Genomic DNA, 16,226 nt, shown 5'->3' with positions numbered 1-16,226 from the left:
GAGCGCTGCTCCAGATGCCCAATAATGTACCAATAAAGCGCTTATGAAGCACGCTGTTATTTACATTTCTGGTGCAGTATTTACTTACAAATTCTGTGGTAAATCGATCGATTATAGAGATTGTCTACAATCAAGCTGTCATACCATAGTCGTAGCATAAACAATATCAATGAGTCCGAAGACCTATAGAATTAAGAGTGGATTACCTGTAGAAAATTTATAAGCACATGTTTTATCTATAATTATTTTTATTTTAATAATGGTTGAGGATAGATCAAATCAGAGAGGATAGAATATCTGACTGACTGCATAGGTCTATTTTATTGTCGACAATCCTATTGCATTATTTCTATTATGCCGTTATAAAATCATCAAAACTGTAGAGATTGTCGACAATATGCAAGATACCCTTGTTCCTCAAGCCATCAGCACAAGTCAGAGTATTACGCTGACGGAACACGTATTTAAGCAAATTCAATCGGCGATTGTATTAGGACAAATTCCTGCGGGCAGTAAGATTTCTGAACCTGAGTTGGCGCGTATTTATGGGATCAGTCGAGGTCCATTGCGTGAAGCGATTCATCGTCTGGAAGGACAGAAATTGGTTGAGCGTACTGCGCATGTGGGGGCGCGAGTTGTTTCTCTTTCTCTACAACAGTTTCAAGAGCTTTACCAAATTCGTGCTTCACTTGAAGGCTTAGCCTGTAAGTTGGCTGCACAGCATATTGATAAAAAACAAATTTTAGCATTGCGTGATGTACTGCGAATGCATGCTGAAGATGAAAATTTTAAAGCAGGTAAGGGTTATTACCTACAAGAAGGTCAAGACGATTTCCATTACTGCATTATCAAAAGCAGTGGCAATAAAACCTTAGAAAAAATGTTATGTGATGAGCTGTATCACCTCATCCGTATGTACCGAATTCAATTTTCAAACACCCCAAATCGACCGAGCAAAGCTTGGGACGAACATATCCGCATTTTAGATGCGATCGCAGAAGGTGACGGTGAACTTGCCGAAATGCTGATGCACCGTCACATCAATGCATCTTACAAAATTGTTGAGCAAACATTGCTGCAAACCCAAGGAGAACATCAACATGGCTAAATCTGCTGGTCAGCTATTCCGCGACGCGGTCGCAAATGAAAAACCATTACAAGTGGTTGGTGCGATCAACGCCAATCATGCATTGTTAGCAAAACGTGCAGGCTATAAAGCAATTTATTTGTCAGGTGGTGGTGTTGCCGCAGGTTCGTTAGGTTTACCTGATTTAGGGATTAGTAACCTTGATGATGTATTGACGGATGTACGCCGTATTACTGATGTCTGTGATCTCCCATTATTGGTTGATGTGGATACGGGTTTTGGTGCTTCAGCATTCAACATTGCACGTACCACTAAATCAATGATTAAGTTCGGCGCAGCAGCAATGCACATCGAAGACCAAGTGGGTGCAAAACGTTGTGGTCACCGTCCGAACAAAGCAATCGTGACCCAACAAGAAATGGTTGATCGTATTAAAGCTGCGGTTGATGCTCGTACCGATGAAAGTTTTGTGATTATGGCGCGTACTGATGCACTTGCAGTTGAAGGCTTACAAGCAGCAATTGACCGTGCAGGTGCGTATATCGAAGCAGGTGCGGATATGTTATTCCCTGAAGCGATCACTGAATTGGCGATGTACAAGCAATTTGCTGACCTAACTAAAGTTCCAGTATTAGCAAACATTACTGAATTTGGTTCTACACCATTATTCACGACTGAAGAGTTGGCTTCTGCGGATGTGAGCATTGCGTTGTACCCACTTTCAGCATTCCGTGCGATGAATAAAGCAGCGGAAAATGTGTATGTGACTTTGCGTCAAGAAGGCACACAGAAGAACGTTGTTGACACCATGCAAACCCGTCAAGAATTGTATGACCGCATTAACTACCATGCGTTTGAACAGTATCTTGATGCATCGTTTGAAAAAGCAAAATAAGAAATCCCCCTAAATCCCCCTTTTCAAAGGGGGACTTCCCTCCCTTTGGAAAGGGAGGGCTAGGGAGGGATTTCAGAACTCATAATTCACATAGAAAGAACAGAAAAGGACAATCTTATGAGCAGTAATGAAACTCCAACAGGCTTCAAGCCAAAAAAATCAGTTGCGTTAAGTGGTCAAGTTGCAGGTAACACAGCACTTTGTACCGTAGGTCGTAGTGGTAATGACTTGCACTATCGTGGTTATGACATTCTTGACCTTGCAGTGGGTAGCGAATTTGAAGAAGTTGCGCACTTGCTTGTACATGGCAAACTTCCAAACAAAGCTGAGTTGAAAGCTTATAAAGCAAAACTGAAAGCACTTCGTGGCTTACCAGCAGCATTGAAAACTGCACTTGAGCAGTTACCACCATCTGCACATCCAATGGACGTGATGCGTACGGGCGTTTCAGTTCTAGGTTGTTTAACGCCTGAACATGAAGACCATAATGAAGCAGGGGCGAAAGACATCGCTGATAAATTGATGGCAAGCTTAGGTTCAATGTTGTTGTATTGGTACCACTTCAGCAACAACGGTCGTCGTATCGAAGTTGAAACAGATGATGACTCAATCGCTGCGCATTTCTTGCATTTGTTGCATGGTGAAAAACCATCTGAGCAATGGATTCAAGCAATGCATACGTCTTTGATTCTGTATGCAGAGCATGAATTCAACGCATCAACCTTTACCTCGCGTGTTGTTGCAGGTACAGGTTCAGACATGTATTCAGCAATTACAGGTGGTATTGGTGCGTTGCGTGGTCCAAAACACGGTGGTGCGAACGAAGTTGCATTCGTGATTCAACAACGTTATGACAACGCTGACGAAGCAGAAGCAGACATCCGTAGCCGTGTAGAGAAAAAAGAAGTGATCATCGGCTTTGGTCACCCTGTTTATACCATCTCTGATCCACGTAACGAAGTGATCAAGAAAGTGGCGCGTGATCTTGCAGAAGCTCAAGAGAACACCAAAATGTACCTCATCGCTGAACGTTTAGAAGCAGTGATGAAAGAAGTGAAGAACATGTTCCCGAACCTCGATTGGTTCAGCGCGGTGAGCTATCACTTGATGGGTGTTCCAACAGCAATGTTCACTCCATTATTCGTGATTGCACGTACAGCGGGTTGGTCTGCACACGTGATTGAACAGCGTCAAGACGGCAAGATCATTCGCCCAAGCGCGAACTATACCGGCCCTGAAAACTTAGAATTCAAACCATTGGCGGAGCGTGGTTAATGACAAATCAATACCGTAAACCGCTGGCAGGTACCCAGCTCGAATACTATGACGTGCGTCAAGCCGTTGAAGATATTCAGCCAGGCGCATATGAAACTTTGCCATACACATCTAAAGTGTTGGCAGAGCAGCTTGTACGTAAAGCTGATGCAGAAAACTTAACTGATTATTTAAAGCAATTGATTGAACGCCGTCAGGACATGGATTTTCCTTGGTATCCTGCGCGTGTAGTTTGTCATGACATCTTAGGTCAAACAGCACTCGTCGACCTTGCTGGTTTACGTGATGCGATTGCTGACAAAGGTGGCGATCCTTCTAAAGTGAACCCAGTAGTTCCAACGCAGTTGATCGTGGATCACTCTTTGGCAGTGGAATATGGCGGTTTTGATCCTGACGCGTTTGAGAAAAACCGTGCAATCGAAGATCGTCGTAACGAAGACCGTTTCCACTTTATCGAGTGGACGAAAACCGCATTTAAAAATGTCGACGTGATCCCTGCGGGTAACGGCATCATGCATCAAATCAACTTGGAGAAAATGTCTCCAGTGATTCAAAACCGTGATGGCTTAGCGTTTCCAGATACATGCGTAGGTACAGACTCACATACACCACATACGGATGCACTTGGTGTGATCTCTGTGGGTGTGGGTGGTTTAGAAGCTGAAAACGTGATGTTGGGTCGTGCATCTTGGATGCGTCTTCCAGACATTATCGGTGTTGAGCTTGTCGGTCAGCGTCAAGCAGGCATCACGGCGACGGATATCGTCTTGGCACTCACAGAGTTCTTACGTAAAGAACGTGTCGTTGGTGCGTACCTTGAGTTCTTCGGTGAAGGCGCAGATACCATGTCGATTGGTGACCGTGCAACCATCTCGAACATGACACCTGAATACGGTGCAACGGCTGCGATGTTCTACATCGACCAAAACACGATTGATTATTTACGCCTGACAGGTCGTGAAGATGCACAAGTGGCATTGGTTGAGCAATACGCAAAAGAAATCGGTCTTTGGGCATCAGATATGACCAAAGCACAGTATCCACGCGTACTTCGTTTTGATCTTTCAACAGTCACTCGTAACATTGCAGGTCCATCAAACCCACATGCACGTGTATCTACTGCTGACTTGAAAGAAAAAGGTATTGCAGGTGTTGTTGAAAACCGTACTGATGGTTTAATGCCTGATGGCGCGATCATCATTGCTGCGATCACGTCTTGTACCAATACCTCAAACCCACGTAACACGGTGGCAGCAGGTCTATTGGCACGTAAAGCGAATGAACTTGGTTTAGTGCGTAAACCTTGGGTGAAATCTTCATTTGCACCAGGTTCTAAAGCGGCTGCACTTTATCTCGAAGAAGCTGGCGTACTGAAAGACCTAGAAAAACTTGGTTTTGGTATCGTGGCGTATGCATGTACTACGTGTAATGGTATGTCAGGTGCGCTTGATCCAGTGATTCAACAAGAAATCATTGACCGTGATTTGTATGCGACAGCGGTACTTTCGGGTAACCGTAACTTCGATGGTCGTATCCATCCTTATGCAAAACAAGCGTTCTTGGCATCGCCTCCACTTGTGGTAGCGTATGCGATTGCAGGGACAATTCGTTTTGACATCGAAAAAGATTCATTGGGTACAGACAAAGAAGGTAATCCAATTTACCTGAAAGATATCTGGCCATCTGATGCTGAAATCGATGCACTGGTAAAAGAAGCTGTGAAGCCTGAACAATTCCGTAAAGTCTACATCCCAATGTTTGACCTCGGTGAAGTTGAGCAAGCGGAAAGCCCACTTTACGACTGGCGTCCTATGAGTACTTACATCCGTCGTCCGCCGTATTGGGAAGGGGCGTTGGCTGCACCACGTACTTTGACCAACATGCGTCCGCTTGCAATTTTGGGTGATAACATCACGACTGACCATTTATCGCCTTCAAATGCGATCATGATGGATTCGGCTGCAGGTGAATACCTACACAAAATGGGCGTACCTGAAGAAGACTTCAACTCATACGCGACACATCGTGGTGACCATTTGACAGCACAACGTGCAACATTTGCCAACCCGAAATTGTTTAATGAAATGGTGGTTCGTTCAGACGGCACGATTAAACAAGGTTCAAAAGCGCGTGTCGAGCCTGAAGGTGAAGTGATGCGTATGTGGGAAGCGATTGAAACTTACATGAACCGTAAGCAACCGTTGATCATTGTTGCGGGCGCGGATTATGGTCAAGGTTCAAGCCGTGACTGGGCAGCGAAAGGTGTTCGTCTTGCAGGTGTTGAAGCAATCGTGGCTGAAGGCTTTGAGCGTATTCACCGTACTAACTTGGTCGGTATGGGTGTTTTACCGCTTGAGTTTAAACCGGGTGTGAACCGTAAAACCTTAAAGCTAGATGGTACTGAGCTTTATAGCGTGATTGGTAATATCTCACCGCGTTCGACCTTAACTTTAGTGATTGAGCGTTCAACTGCTGATGGTAAAGAAGAGATTCTGGAAGTACCTGTGACGTGTCGTTTAGATACAGAAGAAGAAGTTTCTGTATATGAAGCGGGTGGTGTATTGCAGCGTTTTGCACAAGACTTTTTAGAAGGTCAAGTGGCGTAATACTTTGATCTGAAAGTGATTGATTCTGTTTAATAAAAGCCCTATCTTGATGATGGGGTTTTTTAATTAATATTATTAAAATGAATTATGAGGGAAAAATGAGTCGGTTTATTATAACTGATAAAAAGTTTAAAGGAGCTGCTTCTTCAGGAAATTGGGTTTTATGTATTGGGGCAGGAATTTCTAAAGAATTAGTCCCAACATGGGAAGAGTTATCTAGAAGAATTACTAATCAAGTTTTAAATAGTCATTACAGTAGTTCTGAATTTAATGCCCTTGTTTCAAAATCTGGCTGGGGGCTTGATGCTTGGATTCAAGCTGCTGCAAATGTATTTACTCAAAATGGTAATCAACTCAGTGCTTTTAATAACATTTTAGAGGAGTGTCTATATGGAGATTTGATTTCACTAGCAGATAAACATGGGATCAAAAATCAGTTGATTATAGCACTAAATGATCCCCGAAACATTGCAAAAGATGATGTTTTGTGCGTATGTTCGTTTTTCGAAAATAACTTTCCTGACTCTACTTTGATTAGTTTAGCAAAAGTATTAATTTCTAATCATAAAAAAAAGCATAAATTACCAAAGGCTATTTTAACATTTAATGCCGATACATTACTTCATTCAATTATTGAATTATTGCAAAGGAAGGATCACTATCTTGGTTCTCCTCCTCACTCTCATCCTGAATACTTTTATAAAACAATATTAAGAAGTTCAGGTGGATTACCAAATAGTAAAATTCCTATTATTCACTGCCATGGAGCAATAAAGCCTCGTACTCACATATCAGGTCCACATAGACACGATTCAAGAGATAGGCTTATTTTCCTTGAGGATGAATACTTAAAAATTGTTACATCCACATCATCATGGCCTGAAACTATTTTCATGTTTTATGCCCAATCTACAAAAATGATTTTTGCTGGGCTTTCAATGGCTGATCCAAATATTCGTCGATGGATGTCTATCGCTCATCGAACTAATATGAGTGATAAACGAATTATCTCGGGCATAGATGATTCAGATCATTGGAAAGCTAAACACTTTTGGTTAACGACCCTATCGGAAGACGATAAGTTTAATAGTTTAAAAGAAAGTTCTTTAAACCACTTAGGGGTACGACCTGCTTGGTTAAATTCTTGGAAAGATTTGGAGGGTGGGATGTCAAATATTTTAGGAATTTAAGTTTTCATATTTTATGATATTCCATCCAAATATTGTCATGTTTGAGGACATGATACAACTTTATAATTAGACTTGTTAAACAAGTTGAGAGATGAAAATGCAATTTGCTGCAGCATTGGTTGAATATTTAATTTCTGGAATAGTCGCCTCTATTTGGATAGTACTGGTGATTAATGCTTACATTCCATTACCTTTAACAGAGATTAAAGAATATAAAGAGGTTTTTGCCGTTATATATTTTCCTATAGCTTATATCTTTGGTATATACGTAGATGTTGTCTCATCTTTTTTAATTAGACGATTAAAGCAGTTATATAAGAAATTACTAGATAATAAAATAGTAAACTCTATACATAAAGGACTAGCTTGGCTTATTAAAATGATTTTTGGAACTCCAAAAGAAGATGCCTATGAGCGAAGTGCAGAAATTCTTTCGTACTCTAAAGGGGACCTTGTTAGAACAATGGAGGCTTACGTTAGTCGTGACAGGATAGCACGAGGCATGGTACTTAACTCATTTATTGGAGCGATAATGTCTGCTATTTATTTACAGACTCCATTAAGAACATATGTATCAATTCTATGTCTAATATTGACTATTATTTCAGTTTTAATTTGGGTCCGATTACGTAGATTATCATCAACATTTAAAAGAGTTGCTATAGTACAGTTGAATCTAAGAGAGTGATTGAATTTTGTGGTGCATTTTTCGTCTGGATTGTAGGATGCGCAATACCCATTTAGAATTAAATTTTAATTATTAGCTTTGAGATAAATAGCAGATTTTTTAAGCATAATCTTAGATGCAATAAATATCTTTTTAATTATCAAAAATGGCCTTTAGCTCAAAAACCATCAAATAATATGTATATATTAAATCATCGAAAAGTCATTTTGATGCCGACAACAAAACTATTGTATCCGTGATTCAAATTGTGGAGTTAGATGAAAATACAGCATACTATTACACATAAATTTGCAAAAATTTATCAGCAAAGAGGCAAATTATTGTGACTAATGATTTATGGTTCGCTACACATGTAAGAGCAAATAATTGAGTGATAGTGAAAAACAATGCAAAAGAATTTTTATAAATAGAGGAATTAAACGTAGAAAATTATGTAATAGAACAACAAATTACATCCTTAACCTTTCTGCCACTACCAGTTGTCAGGAAGGTCAATAAATAATCAAAACTATCACGCTATAGTATATGTACCATTTCTAAAATCTATGGAGAACAAAGATGGTAACTGCTGGCGAAAAACCTGGAACAGGCTTCTATTTTTGTGTTCAATGCGGACAGCGCACCTATTTAGAAATTGGTACTGATCGTTTACCTCCGTGTACCAAATGCCTTGGCAATCAATTTAACAGTAAGAATGCCTAAGCCGCAAAATACCAAACAGTTACCCACTGTTTTGAAGAAAGCCCTATCACTCGATAGGGCTTTTTTATTACTGTAAAATATGAAATAACAACATAGCTATATACGACAAAAAAGGTTCTCATGAAACTTGTGGCGATTCAGCCTGCATTGCAGTTAGGACAGGTTGAAGCAAATTTAAAAAAACTCGAACAATTGATTTTAGCGGCATATCAAGAGCATACGCCTGATGTGATCGTACTTCCTGAGTCGATGACTTCTCCAAATGTCTATTCACCACAAGCTTTGCTGACACCACAACCATTACAGGGTCAGCCCTTACAGCTTTTAATTCGTTTAGCCAAGCAATTGAATGTGGTGATCACAGGTGGCTTTGTGGCAATTCGTGACGGGCATACCTATGGTACTTATGTCATGGTGGAGCGGAATGGAGATTATCATCTGCATGACAAAGATATTCCAACTGCATGGGAGCAAAATTTCTATCGCGGTGGTTCGGATGATGGAATTGTAGATTCAAGTAGCTTGAACTGTAAGGTTGCATTGCTATCAGGTTGGGAGTGGGCAAGGTCCCGTACAGCCAAACGTGTTCGAGAACAACATGCACAGTTGATTTTAGGTGGAATGTGTTGGTATTCGATGCCGATCAATTGGTATGGATTGTTGGGTACATGGATGCGTCGTGAACATGAAATTTACAAACAACAAAGTGAAGCGCTACCTGCGCAAATGGCACGCTTAACAGGTATTCCCGTAGCGCATGCCGCTCATGTAGGAGAAATCTTGAGTGATATGCCGATGTTACCTTATGTCAAATGGTTAACTGAAATGGTGGGCGAAACGCAAATTTGTGATGCTGCTGGAAATGTATTGGCGCGTATGAGTTTAGCGGATGGTGAGGGCTATATCGCCGCAGAAATTGAATTGGCTGAACCTAAACCTGTCGAGCCTTTACAATCTGCTTATTGGATTCCAGACATGACGATGACTTCAAAATTAGCATGGCATGTCGGCAACTTTCATGGTGGCTTAATGTATCGACTCCGTCATCGTTTTAAAAAGTTTCCATGGCAAAACTAAGTATCAGCCTGCTATTTTTGATTTTTAGTAATGCTGTACTTTCAGTGATCTTTCACTTAAAAACAAGCAATTAAAACCGTATAAATCAAGGTGATTTTTCTAAACTAACGCTCGAAAAATTACAATGAAACGAGTAAATTACATGCATATTTTGACTGTGCATTCGCCGTTATGACTTTTACTTGGATTTTATTTACCTTGATGGCTGCATTTATGCAGGCATGGCGCAACGCATTTCAAAAACAACTCAGTACTACAGTCGATGTTTATGGCACGACACTGGCAAGATTTCTATTTGCACCGATTTTTGCCTTTAGTTATTTGGCTTTTCTCTATAACCAACAACCTGTGACGAGCGAAGTCAGCTTCACCCATAAATTTTGGTTCTATGTGGTGATTGCTGGGGTGAGCCAAATCTATGCAACCGCTTTAATGGTCAAATTATTTCAACAAAAGAACTATGCCATTGGGGTCGGACTTGCCAAAAGTGAAGCAATCTTAGCGGCATTGGTTGGTGTGTTGTTCTTACAAGAGCATTTAACTGCATGGGGATGGGTAGGCGTTTCGATTGGTGCAGTGGCAGTATTTTTAATGAGTAAAGGACGGCAACACACCGAACTTTCAATCAAAACACTCATGATTGGCTTAGGCAGTGGTTTATGTTTTGCGATTACTTCATTGTTAGTCCGTGAAGCCAGTTTAGAACTCGGTATGTTGCCATTTCTCCATCGCGCAGCGTGGGTACTTTGTAGCTTGATCAGCTTTCAATGCATCATTATGTTGATATATCTCGGGATTTTTAGCCGTCAAACCCTATATAAAATGTGGCAACGATTGGGGCTCACCTTTAAGGTCAGTGTTTGCAGTTTCCTTGCTTCATTGGGTTGGTTTAGTGCAATGAGTATGCAAAGCGTTGCGATTGTGAAAACGCTCGGTCAGATTGAGATTTTATTTAGCTTACTGATCTCAGCATTTTTCTTTAAAGAAAAATTAGCAAGAACAGACCATTTGGGTTTATGGCTGGTGATCGTAGCCGCAATTATGGTGATTTGGGCATAATTTTCGTGCCTAAATGAAAAAATACACATGTAAATTTGAATATATCGGAATATAAATCTCATATTTTTACTGGCTATGGGAAATATTTCCAATATTTAAGCATTGATCAGAAATTGTTTCTAAAAACATAAAAAATCTTTTGGTTTTTAGCAAAACAATCCCACATCGATCTGCCTAAACTATGTCTCAAGGGTGTGAAAGGGATCGAAAAGAGTAGCATGCACCGATGCTTACAAAGCAAGTGTGTACGAACCCAAAAGGTCTCGATTCGGCTTAGGACGCTATAGATCAAAAGTTTATAGGCAAAGGTTATGGCTTACAAAGTCATAGGTGTTGAAGTAAACAACATGTTTTCCCTTGATACCCTCAAAATTCTGAAACTAAAAACTAAAAACTAAAAACTAAAAACTAAAAACTAAAAACTAAAAACTAAAAACTAAAAACTGAGCCTCCCTTCATTCTAATTTCTTCATCTTTGTTCAATATAAATCATTGATTATACAAAACTTCTATTGGCTACATATAATGTGACACTTTAATAAGTTTATTATTTTCAAATAGTTATATTATATAGATTCATTTTTAACATGCTTTACTTGATTGACAGTGTCAAACTGAGTTGCTAGTTTGAGCCTGACTTTGGTGTTTTGGAGGGTATTTACACAATTTATGAGATGAATCTTGGTATCTGATAAATCTCGATTGGGGGATGTTGGGAAGCCCTCAAATGCATGAAAGGACAATTCAAATGAAAGTGGGTATTATTGGCTTTGGTAAAACAGGCCGTGCAGTTGCATCAGTATTATTAGAGTCGAAAAAGACCAATTTACAATGGGTTATCCGTCAATCAAAACAGTTGGAACAGCAGTCGGTTGCTGATTTCTTGGGAATAGAATCCGATGAACCTAGCCATATTTTTTCAAAAGATGAATATTCTATAGTTGCACTTTTAGATCGTTATCCAGTTGATATTATTGTTGATTTTTCCTCAGAAAATGGCTTGGATTACTATGCTGAGGAAGCGGCGAAACGCGGTATCACGATTATCAGTGCGGTGTCTCAATATCCTGAGCAGCGAATTCAACAATTAAAACAGCTTGCAACTCAAACTTGTGTCTTACATTCACCTAATATTACTCTTGGGATCAATTTTGTCATTCTTGCAGCAAAGATTTTGAAAAATATTGCACCAGAGACCGATATTGATGTGATTGAAGAGCATTTTAAGGCAAAACCTGAGGTTTCAGGTACAGCCAAAGTCATCACAAGAGAACTTGATCTGCCTGAAGACAGCATTAAATCAGTACGTGCAGGTGGGATTGTGGGAGTGCATGAAATTTTATTTGGTTTTCCATTCCAAACGGTGCGACTCAAACATGAATCCATCACTCGTGAAGCTTTTGGCAACGGTATTTTATTTGCTATTGAAAATCTAAAAGATAAACCGAAAGGGTTTTATAATATGGAGGCATTGTTATTGCCTTTTTTCAAATTGGATGATCAGCCTGAATTACAGGTTTTGACCTAATTAAATCAATTTAAATTCAGTTGAATAAGCTGTGGTTTCACGTGAAACCTCAACCAGATCTTTGCTTATTTGGTAGAAGAAATGCTTTTGCGGTATTGCCTAAATTTCTTTATGATTTGCGCTGATTTTCTCTTTGACTATTTTGATCTACATGGCGCTAAACGACAATTTTATTTACACACCACCGCAGCAACCATTAGAAATCCTCTATGAAGATGATGATTTGGTTGTGGTGAATAAACCAGCGGGTTTGTTGTCGGTTATGGGGCGCTTACCAGAGCATCAAGATAGTGCTTATTTACGTGTTTTAGACAAATATCCATCTGCCAAAGTGACGCATCGTTTGGATATGGCAACATCAGGTTTATTGATGTTTGCCAAACATCGTGATGCGGAAGTGGCAGTCAGCAAAATGTTTCAGGCACGGACAGTCAAAAAATATTATGAGGCATTGGTACAGGGAAAGATTCAAGCTGAGGGCAGTGTCGAGGTGCCACTGATTACCGATTGGGAGAATCGCCCACGTCAGATGGTTCATTTTGAATTGGGCAAACCAGCGAAGACCCTATACCAATCGTTGCATTACGATGCAGAAACGGATCAGAGCCGCGTTCGTTTAGAGCCAGTGACAGGACGCTCACATCAGCTACGCGTTCATATGATGCATATTGGACACCCGATTATGGGGGATAAATTGTATCATCCCGAACCTGCCAAATTTCATTTGAAACGAATGGCACTCCATGCGGCGTATCTGGCTTTTCAACATCCTTTTCATCAGCAAAACATAGAAATTCATACCGAGGTAAGGTTTTAAGCTTCCGCAGAAAGGAGCAATCATGTATCCAGTCCAACGTCGTACTTGGCTTGAGTTGGCAGAGCTGCAACAAGCACAGCTTAAGTCACTTTTGTTTGCAGCAGATCCTGATTGGGTTGTGATCTCGACTTATCTGTTGCAGGCAGATATTTTTGTGATGATAAATGAGCAAGATCAAATTATTGCTCAGCTTTGTTTGATTCAAAATGCAGATCAAGCCGAAATAAAAAATATTGCAGTTGATCCAAGTCAGCAGGGACAAGGTTTAGCCAAGGCCTTGATTTTGTATGTGGTTGGTGCTTTGCAGCAGTCTAGCATTCACACTTTATGGATAAAAACGGGCAACTCTAGCCTTGATCAATTGGCGCTGTATCAAAAATGTGGTTTTCGTATGTCCCATATCGAGCGCAATGTCTTTCAAAACTATCCCGAACTTATTTTTGAAAACGGTATTCGATGCTTGGATCAAGTGGTGCTGTCAATCGAATATGATCTTCAGACAAACTAATTTATGGGGATCATTTAGCCGGGGCGTTCGCTACAATTATTATATTGATGCGTCTAAAAACTGACATAAAAATAGGTTACTCTATAGCCAAATATTAAACCAAATATTAACTAGACAACATAACAAAGGATATTCTTATGACACGCGATTATGACCAATTTCCAGATGATGATAATGGCAATGTACTGTGGCAAATGGTTGAAGATGGGAATGACTTAAGTGAGCCGCATGAGGTTGAATTTTCAATCGTGTTTGAAAAACAAGAACAGGTTGAAAAATGTGCCCTGCATCTTTTACACCAAGAACAAAAAATCTCCCTCTATCAAGAAGAGCTACATTCAGATGGTTCCGATATGTGGGTGTTAAATGTACACGTCAATATGATGCTGGAATATGAAGATATTGCTGATCTAGAAGAGTGGATGGTGCGTATCGCACAAGAATTTTCAGGTGAGTACGATGGGTGGGGTTGTATGAGCTATATCTATGATGAAGATGAATAAACATGGATAAAATGTGACTCAGCCCTCAGTGGGCTGAGCCATATCGATTAAAACTTGAATTGTACCGATACTGAGGCATTCAAAGGTTCACCCGGTTGAACCCATACATCACTATAACTCGAAACATAATAGGTCTTATCAAACAGATTGTTCAGGTTGAACTGATAACGCTGACGATCTGATGGGGCGTAATAGGCATTTAAATTTACCAAGGTATAACTCGGTAAATTAAACCCATTATCCAGATTATGACCACTACGCTCACCGACATAGCTTAGGTTGGCACCGACACCTGCTTTCACTGCACCTTGTTGTAAAAACTCATAGTTGGTACTGATTGAACCTTGGTGTTTAGGAATATTGCTCAAGCGCGCGCCTTTGACCAAATCTTGGTCTTTCTCGATCTTGGCATCGGTATAGCTATAATTGGCATTGAGTGACCAGCGATCTGTGAATTGGCTGTTGAAGTCCAGCTCAACACCTTGGCTGCTGACTTCACCTGCAGCCGTTTGAAAACCATTGTCGATTGGATCTGTGGTCAGCACGTTCTGCTTTTGCATTTTAAATAAGGCAACACTCAGCAGGCTGTGGTCATTGATTCGATATTTACTTCCAATTTCATAGCTTTGACCTTTTTCTGGGGCAAAGTTCTCGCCATTGCGATCCATACCACTGTTCATCGCAAATGAACGACCATAGTTACTATAGAATGACCAGTGGTCTGATGCTTTGAAATTGACACCAAGGCGTGGGCTGGCTTGGTTAAGGTTTTGCTTGTGCTGAGTTTGTTTCAGGTGATTTTCAAAGTTTTGTTCGACTCGATCAAAGCGAGTACCGACCAAGATGCTCCATTGATCATCAAAGAACATCTGATCTTGTAGATTAATGGCGAAATAGCGTTGTCGCTCATCGGTATTGGTAAAGCTCGCGAGATTCGGTAGAGATTGTCCATAATGAGGCTGATAAATATCAATGGTATTTGGGTGATCCGCACTATGATTACGACGTAATTGATATTGGCGGTAATCCAATTGTCCTAATTCTGTAGAAACCACGACTTCATGACGTGCCCATGGCGTGTCTAATTTTCCGAGTAATTCGGTTTGCGCCAGTACATCTTCGCTTTGATAATCACGATAGCGCCGTTGGCGCTCCAAAGTACGTCCATCGGTTTGCATACGGCGGGGTTCAGTCGAGAAACCGACCATTTGCGCATCTTTATAACTGATTGCGCTGTTGAGTTTCCATGCATCATTAAATTCATGGCTTAAACGCAATTGATAAAAATGATCTTTGACGCGCATGTCACCATCCCGTGGCTCACCTGTGAAGGTTTTAGGATTCATCACAAACTGTTTCTGAACAGTACTTACTCCGCGATCAAATGTACCTAAATGTTGGGTAAATTCGCTGTCAAAATCGAGTTGGGTCTGGTCTGAGATTTTCCAGGTGAGCTGGGGTGAAAAGAACCAACGTTCACTACTAACATGATCACGAAAACTTTGATTGTCTTCATGGGCGACGGCAAAACGATAAGCAAGCACATCATTGATTGGTGCCGTATGTTCAAGGCTAATGCGATATTGTTCTTGGCTATTGGCGCGAAGGTTGATCTGGCTTTGGCTTTCCCATTCAGGCTTTTTACTGTTGATATTGAGTAATCCACCTGTTTCTCCACGACCGTAGAGTGCAGCCATCGGTCCTTTGAGGAAATCCAATGATTCGATATTGACCATATCTTTCGGTGCACTTACCCCGCGATTGACACTTAAACCATTGCGAATGGTTGCAGCCCCCAGATTTGGATCACTACTAAAACCTCGAAAGGAGTAATTATCCCAAAACCCACCACCGTAATTATTTTGATGGAAGACGCCGCTAACCAAGGTTAAGGCATCATCTATGCGTTGCACATCTTGTTGTTCGATCACCTGTTGAGAAATAAATGAACGGTTAAAGGGGATGTCGAGGACATCGTGGGAGAATTTGGTTCCGCTACTATTCTGCTGAAGATCTTGTTGTGTTGTATCTGCTTGAATACGAATGGTTTCAAGTACTGTGGTACGATCTTCAGCCCATGTGATTGTTGAGAAAAAACTAAACCCCAAACAAGACCAAAATCCAAGTGTGCGTTGCATAAATCATCAACCAAAGAAAGACAAAAAATAATTATGTAATAGTATAACATTACATTGAATTTTGAATCTTTTTTTATGCGTTCTTAGAAAAAAATACGTCAGCGGTTGCAGTTAATGAACGCCGTACGTATTTTATGGATTGGGGTGTGGGCT

At 40.5% G+C, this 16,226-nt stretch carries 14 protein-coding genes; 13 read left to right on the top strand and 1 reads right to left on the bottom strand.

The annotated features are described in order from the left end of the window. Nucleotides 1-397 precede the first annotated feature (397 nt). The 13 genes from DS737_RS15500 (at nucleotide 398) to DS737_RS15440 (ending at nucleotide 13,935) form a co-directional block, all read left to right on the top strand. Nucleotides 398-1,108, top strand: coding sequence for a GntR family transcriptional regulator (locus DS737_RS15500; RefSeq protein WP_113997893.1), 711 nt, complete (start codon nucleotides 398-400; stop codon nucleotides 1,106-1,108). After that, on the top strand, nucleotides 1,101-1,982 hold the full coding sequence (gene prpB / locus DS737_RS15495) for a methylisocitrate lyase (RefSeq protein WP_113997892.1): 882 nt from the start codon (nucleotides 1,101-1,103) through the stop codon (nucleotides 1,980-1,982). Before DS737_RS15500 ends, prpB begins: the two co-directional genes overlap by 8 nt. 117 nt (nucleotides 1,983-2,099) lie before the next feature. Then, a complete protein-coding gene (gene prpC / locus DS737_RS15490; RefSeq protein ID WP_113997891.1) occupies nucleotides 2,100-3,257 on the top strand; it encodes a bifunctional 2-methylcitrate synthase/citrate synthase in 1,158 nt (385 codons plus the stop codon). Next, complete coding sequence (acnD, locus tag DS737_RS15485) at nucleotides 3,257-5,863, top strand: Fe/S-dependent 2-methylisocitrate dehydratase AcnD (RefSeq protein WP_113997890.1); 2,607 nt, start codon at nucleotides 3,257-3,259, stop codon at nucleotides 5,861-5,863. Before prpC ends, acnD begins: the two co-directional genes overlap by 1 nt. 98 nt (nucleotides 5,864-5,961) lie before the next feature. Further along, complete coding sequence (locus DS737_RS15480) at nucleotides 5,962-7,053, top strand: SIR2 family protein (RefSeq protein ID WP_162784533.1); 1,092 nt, start codon at nucleotides 5,962-5,964, stop codon at nucleotides 7,051-7,053. A 97-nt stretch (nucleotides 7,054-7,150) separates the two neighbouring features. Further along, nucleotides 7,151-7,741 (top strand): hypothetical protein, encoded by a 591-nt coding sequence (locus DS737_RS15475; RefSeq protein ID WP_113997888.1) that lies wholly within the window; start codon nucleotides 7,151-7,153, stop codon nucleotides 7,739-7,741. A 558-nt stretch (nucleotides 7,742-8,299) separates the two neighbouring features. Beyond that, nucleotides 8,300-8,443, top strand: coding sequence for a zinc ribbon-containing protein (locus DS737_RS15470; protein WP_113997887.1), 144 nt, complete (start codon nucleotides 8,300-8,302; stop codon nucleotides 8,441-8,443). Nucleotides 8,444-8,563: 120 nt separating this feature from the next. Further along, the gene (locus tag DS737_RS15465) at nucleotides 8,564-9,520 is read left to right on the top strand and encodes a carbon-nitrogen hydrolase family protein (protein ID WP_113997886.1); all 957 of its coding nucleotides are present in this window, start codon (nucleotides 8,564-8,566) and stop codon (nucleotides 9,518-9,520) included. A 171-nt stretch (nucleotides 9,521-9,691) separates the two neighbouring features. Further along, a complete protein-coding gene (locus tag DS737_RS15460; RefSeq protein ID WP_113997885.1) occupies nucleotides 9,692-10,579 on the top strand; it encodes a DMT family transporter in 888 nt (295 codons plus the stop codon). Nucleotides 10,580-11,327: 748 nt separating this feature from the next. Then, a complete protein-coding gene (locus DS737_RS15455) occupies nucleotides 11,328-12,107 on the top strand; it encodes a 4-hydroxy-tetrahydrodipicolinate reductase (RefSeq protein ID WP_113997884.1) in 780 nt (259 codons plus the stop codon). A gap of 151 nt (nucleotides 12,108-12,258) precedes the next feature. Beyond that, nucleotides 12,259-12,924, top strand: a complete 666-nt coding sequence (locus DS737_RS15450; RefSeq protein ID WP_113997883.1) for an RluA family pseudouridine synthase — start codon at nucleotides 12,259-12,261, stop codon at nucleotides 12,922-12,924. Nucleotides 12,925-12,946: 22 nt separating this feature from the next. After that, nucleotides 12,947-13,432: a GNAT family N-acetyltransferase gene (locus tag DS737_RS15445; protein WP_113997882.1), complete on the top strand. Its 486-nt coding sequence runs from the start codon at nucleotides 12,947-12,949 to the stop codon at nucleotides 13,430-13,432. Nucleotides 13,433-13,569: 137 nt separating this feature from the next. Further along, a complete protein-coding gene (locus tag DS737_RS15440; RefSeq protein WP_004637429.1) occupies nucleotides 13,570-13,935 on the top strand; it encodes a ribonuclease E inhibitor RraB in 366 nt (121 codons plus the stop codon). Nucleotides 13,936-13,982: 47 nt separating this feature from the next. Here DS737_RS15440 and DS737_RS15435 read toward each other — a convergent pair whose 3' ends face one another. Continuing rightward, nucleotides 13,983-16,073 carry a TonB-dependent siderophore receptor gene (locus tag DS737_RS15435; protein ID WP_113997881.1) on the bottom strand — a complete coding sequence of 697 codons (2,091 nt, stop codon included), beginning with the start codon at nucleotides 16,071-16,073 and terminating at the stop codon, nucleotides 13,983-13,985. Nucleotides 16,074-16,226: the final 153 nt, after the last annotated feature.

It is taken from the genome of Acinetobacter haemolyticus (genome assembly GCF_003323815.1).
GTDB lineage: Bacteria > Pseudomonadota > Gammaproteobacteria > Pseudomonadales > Moraxellaceae > Acinetobacter > Acinetobacter haemolyticus.
Note: the sequence above shows the minus strand (reverse complement) of the source record. Positions and strands in the feature narration are given on the sequence as shown.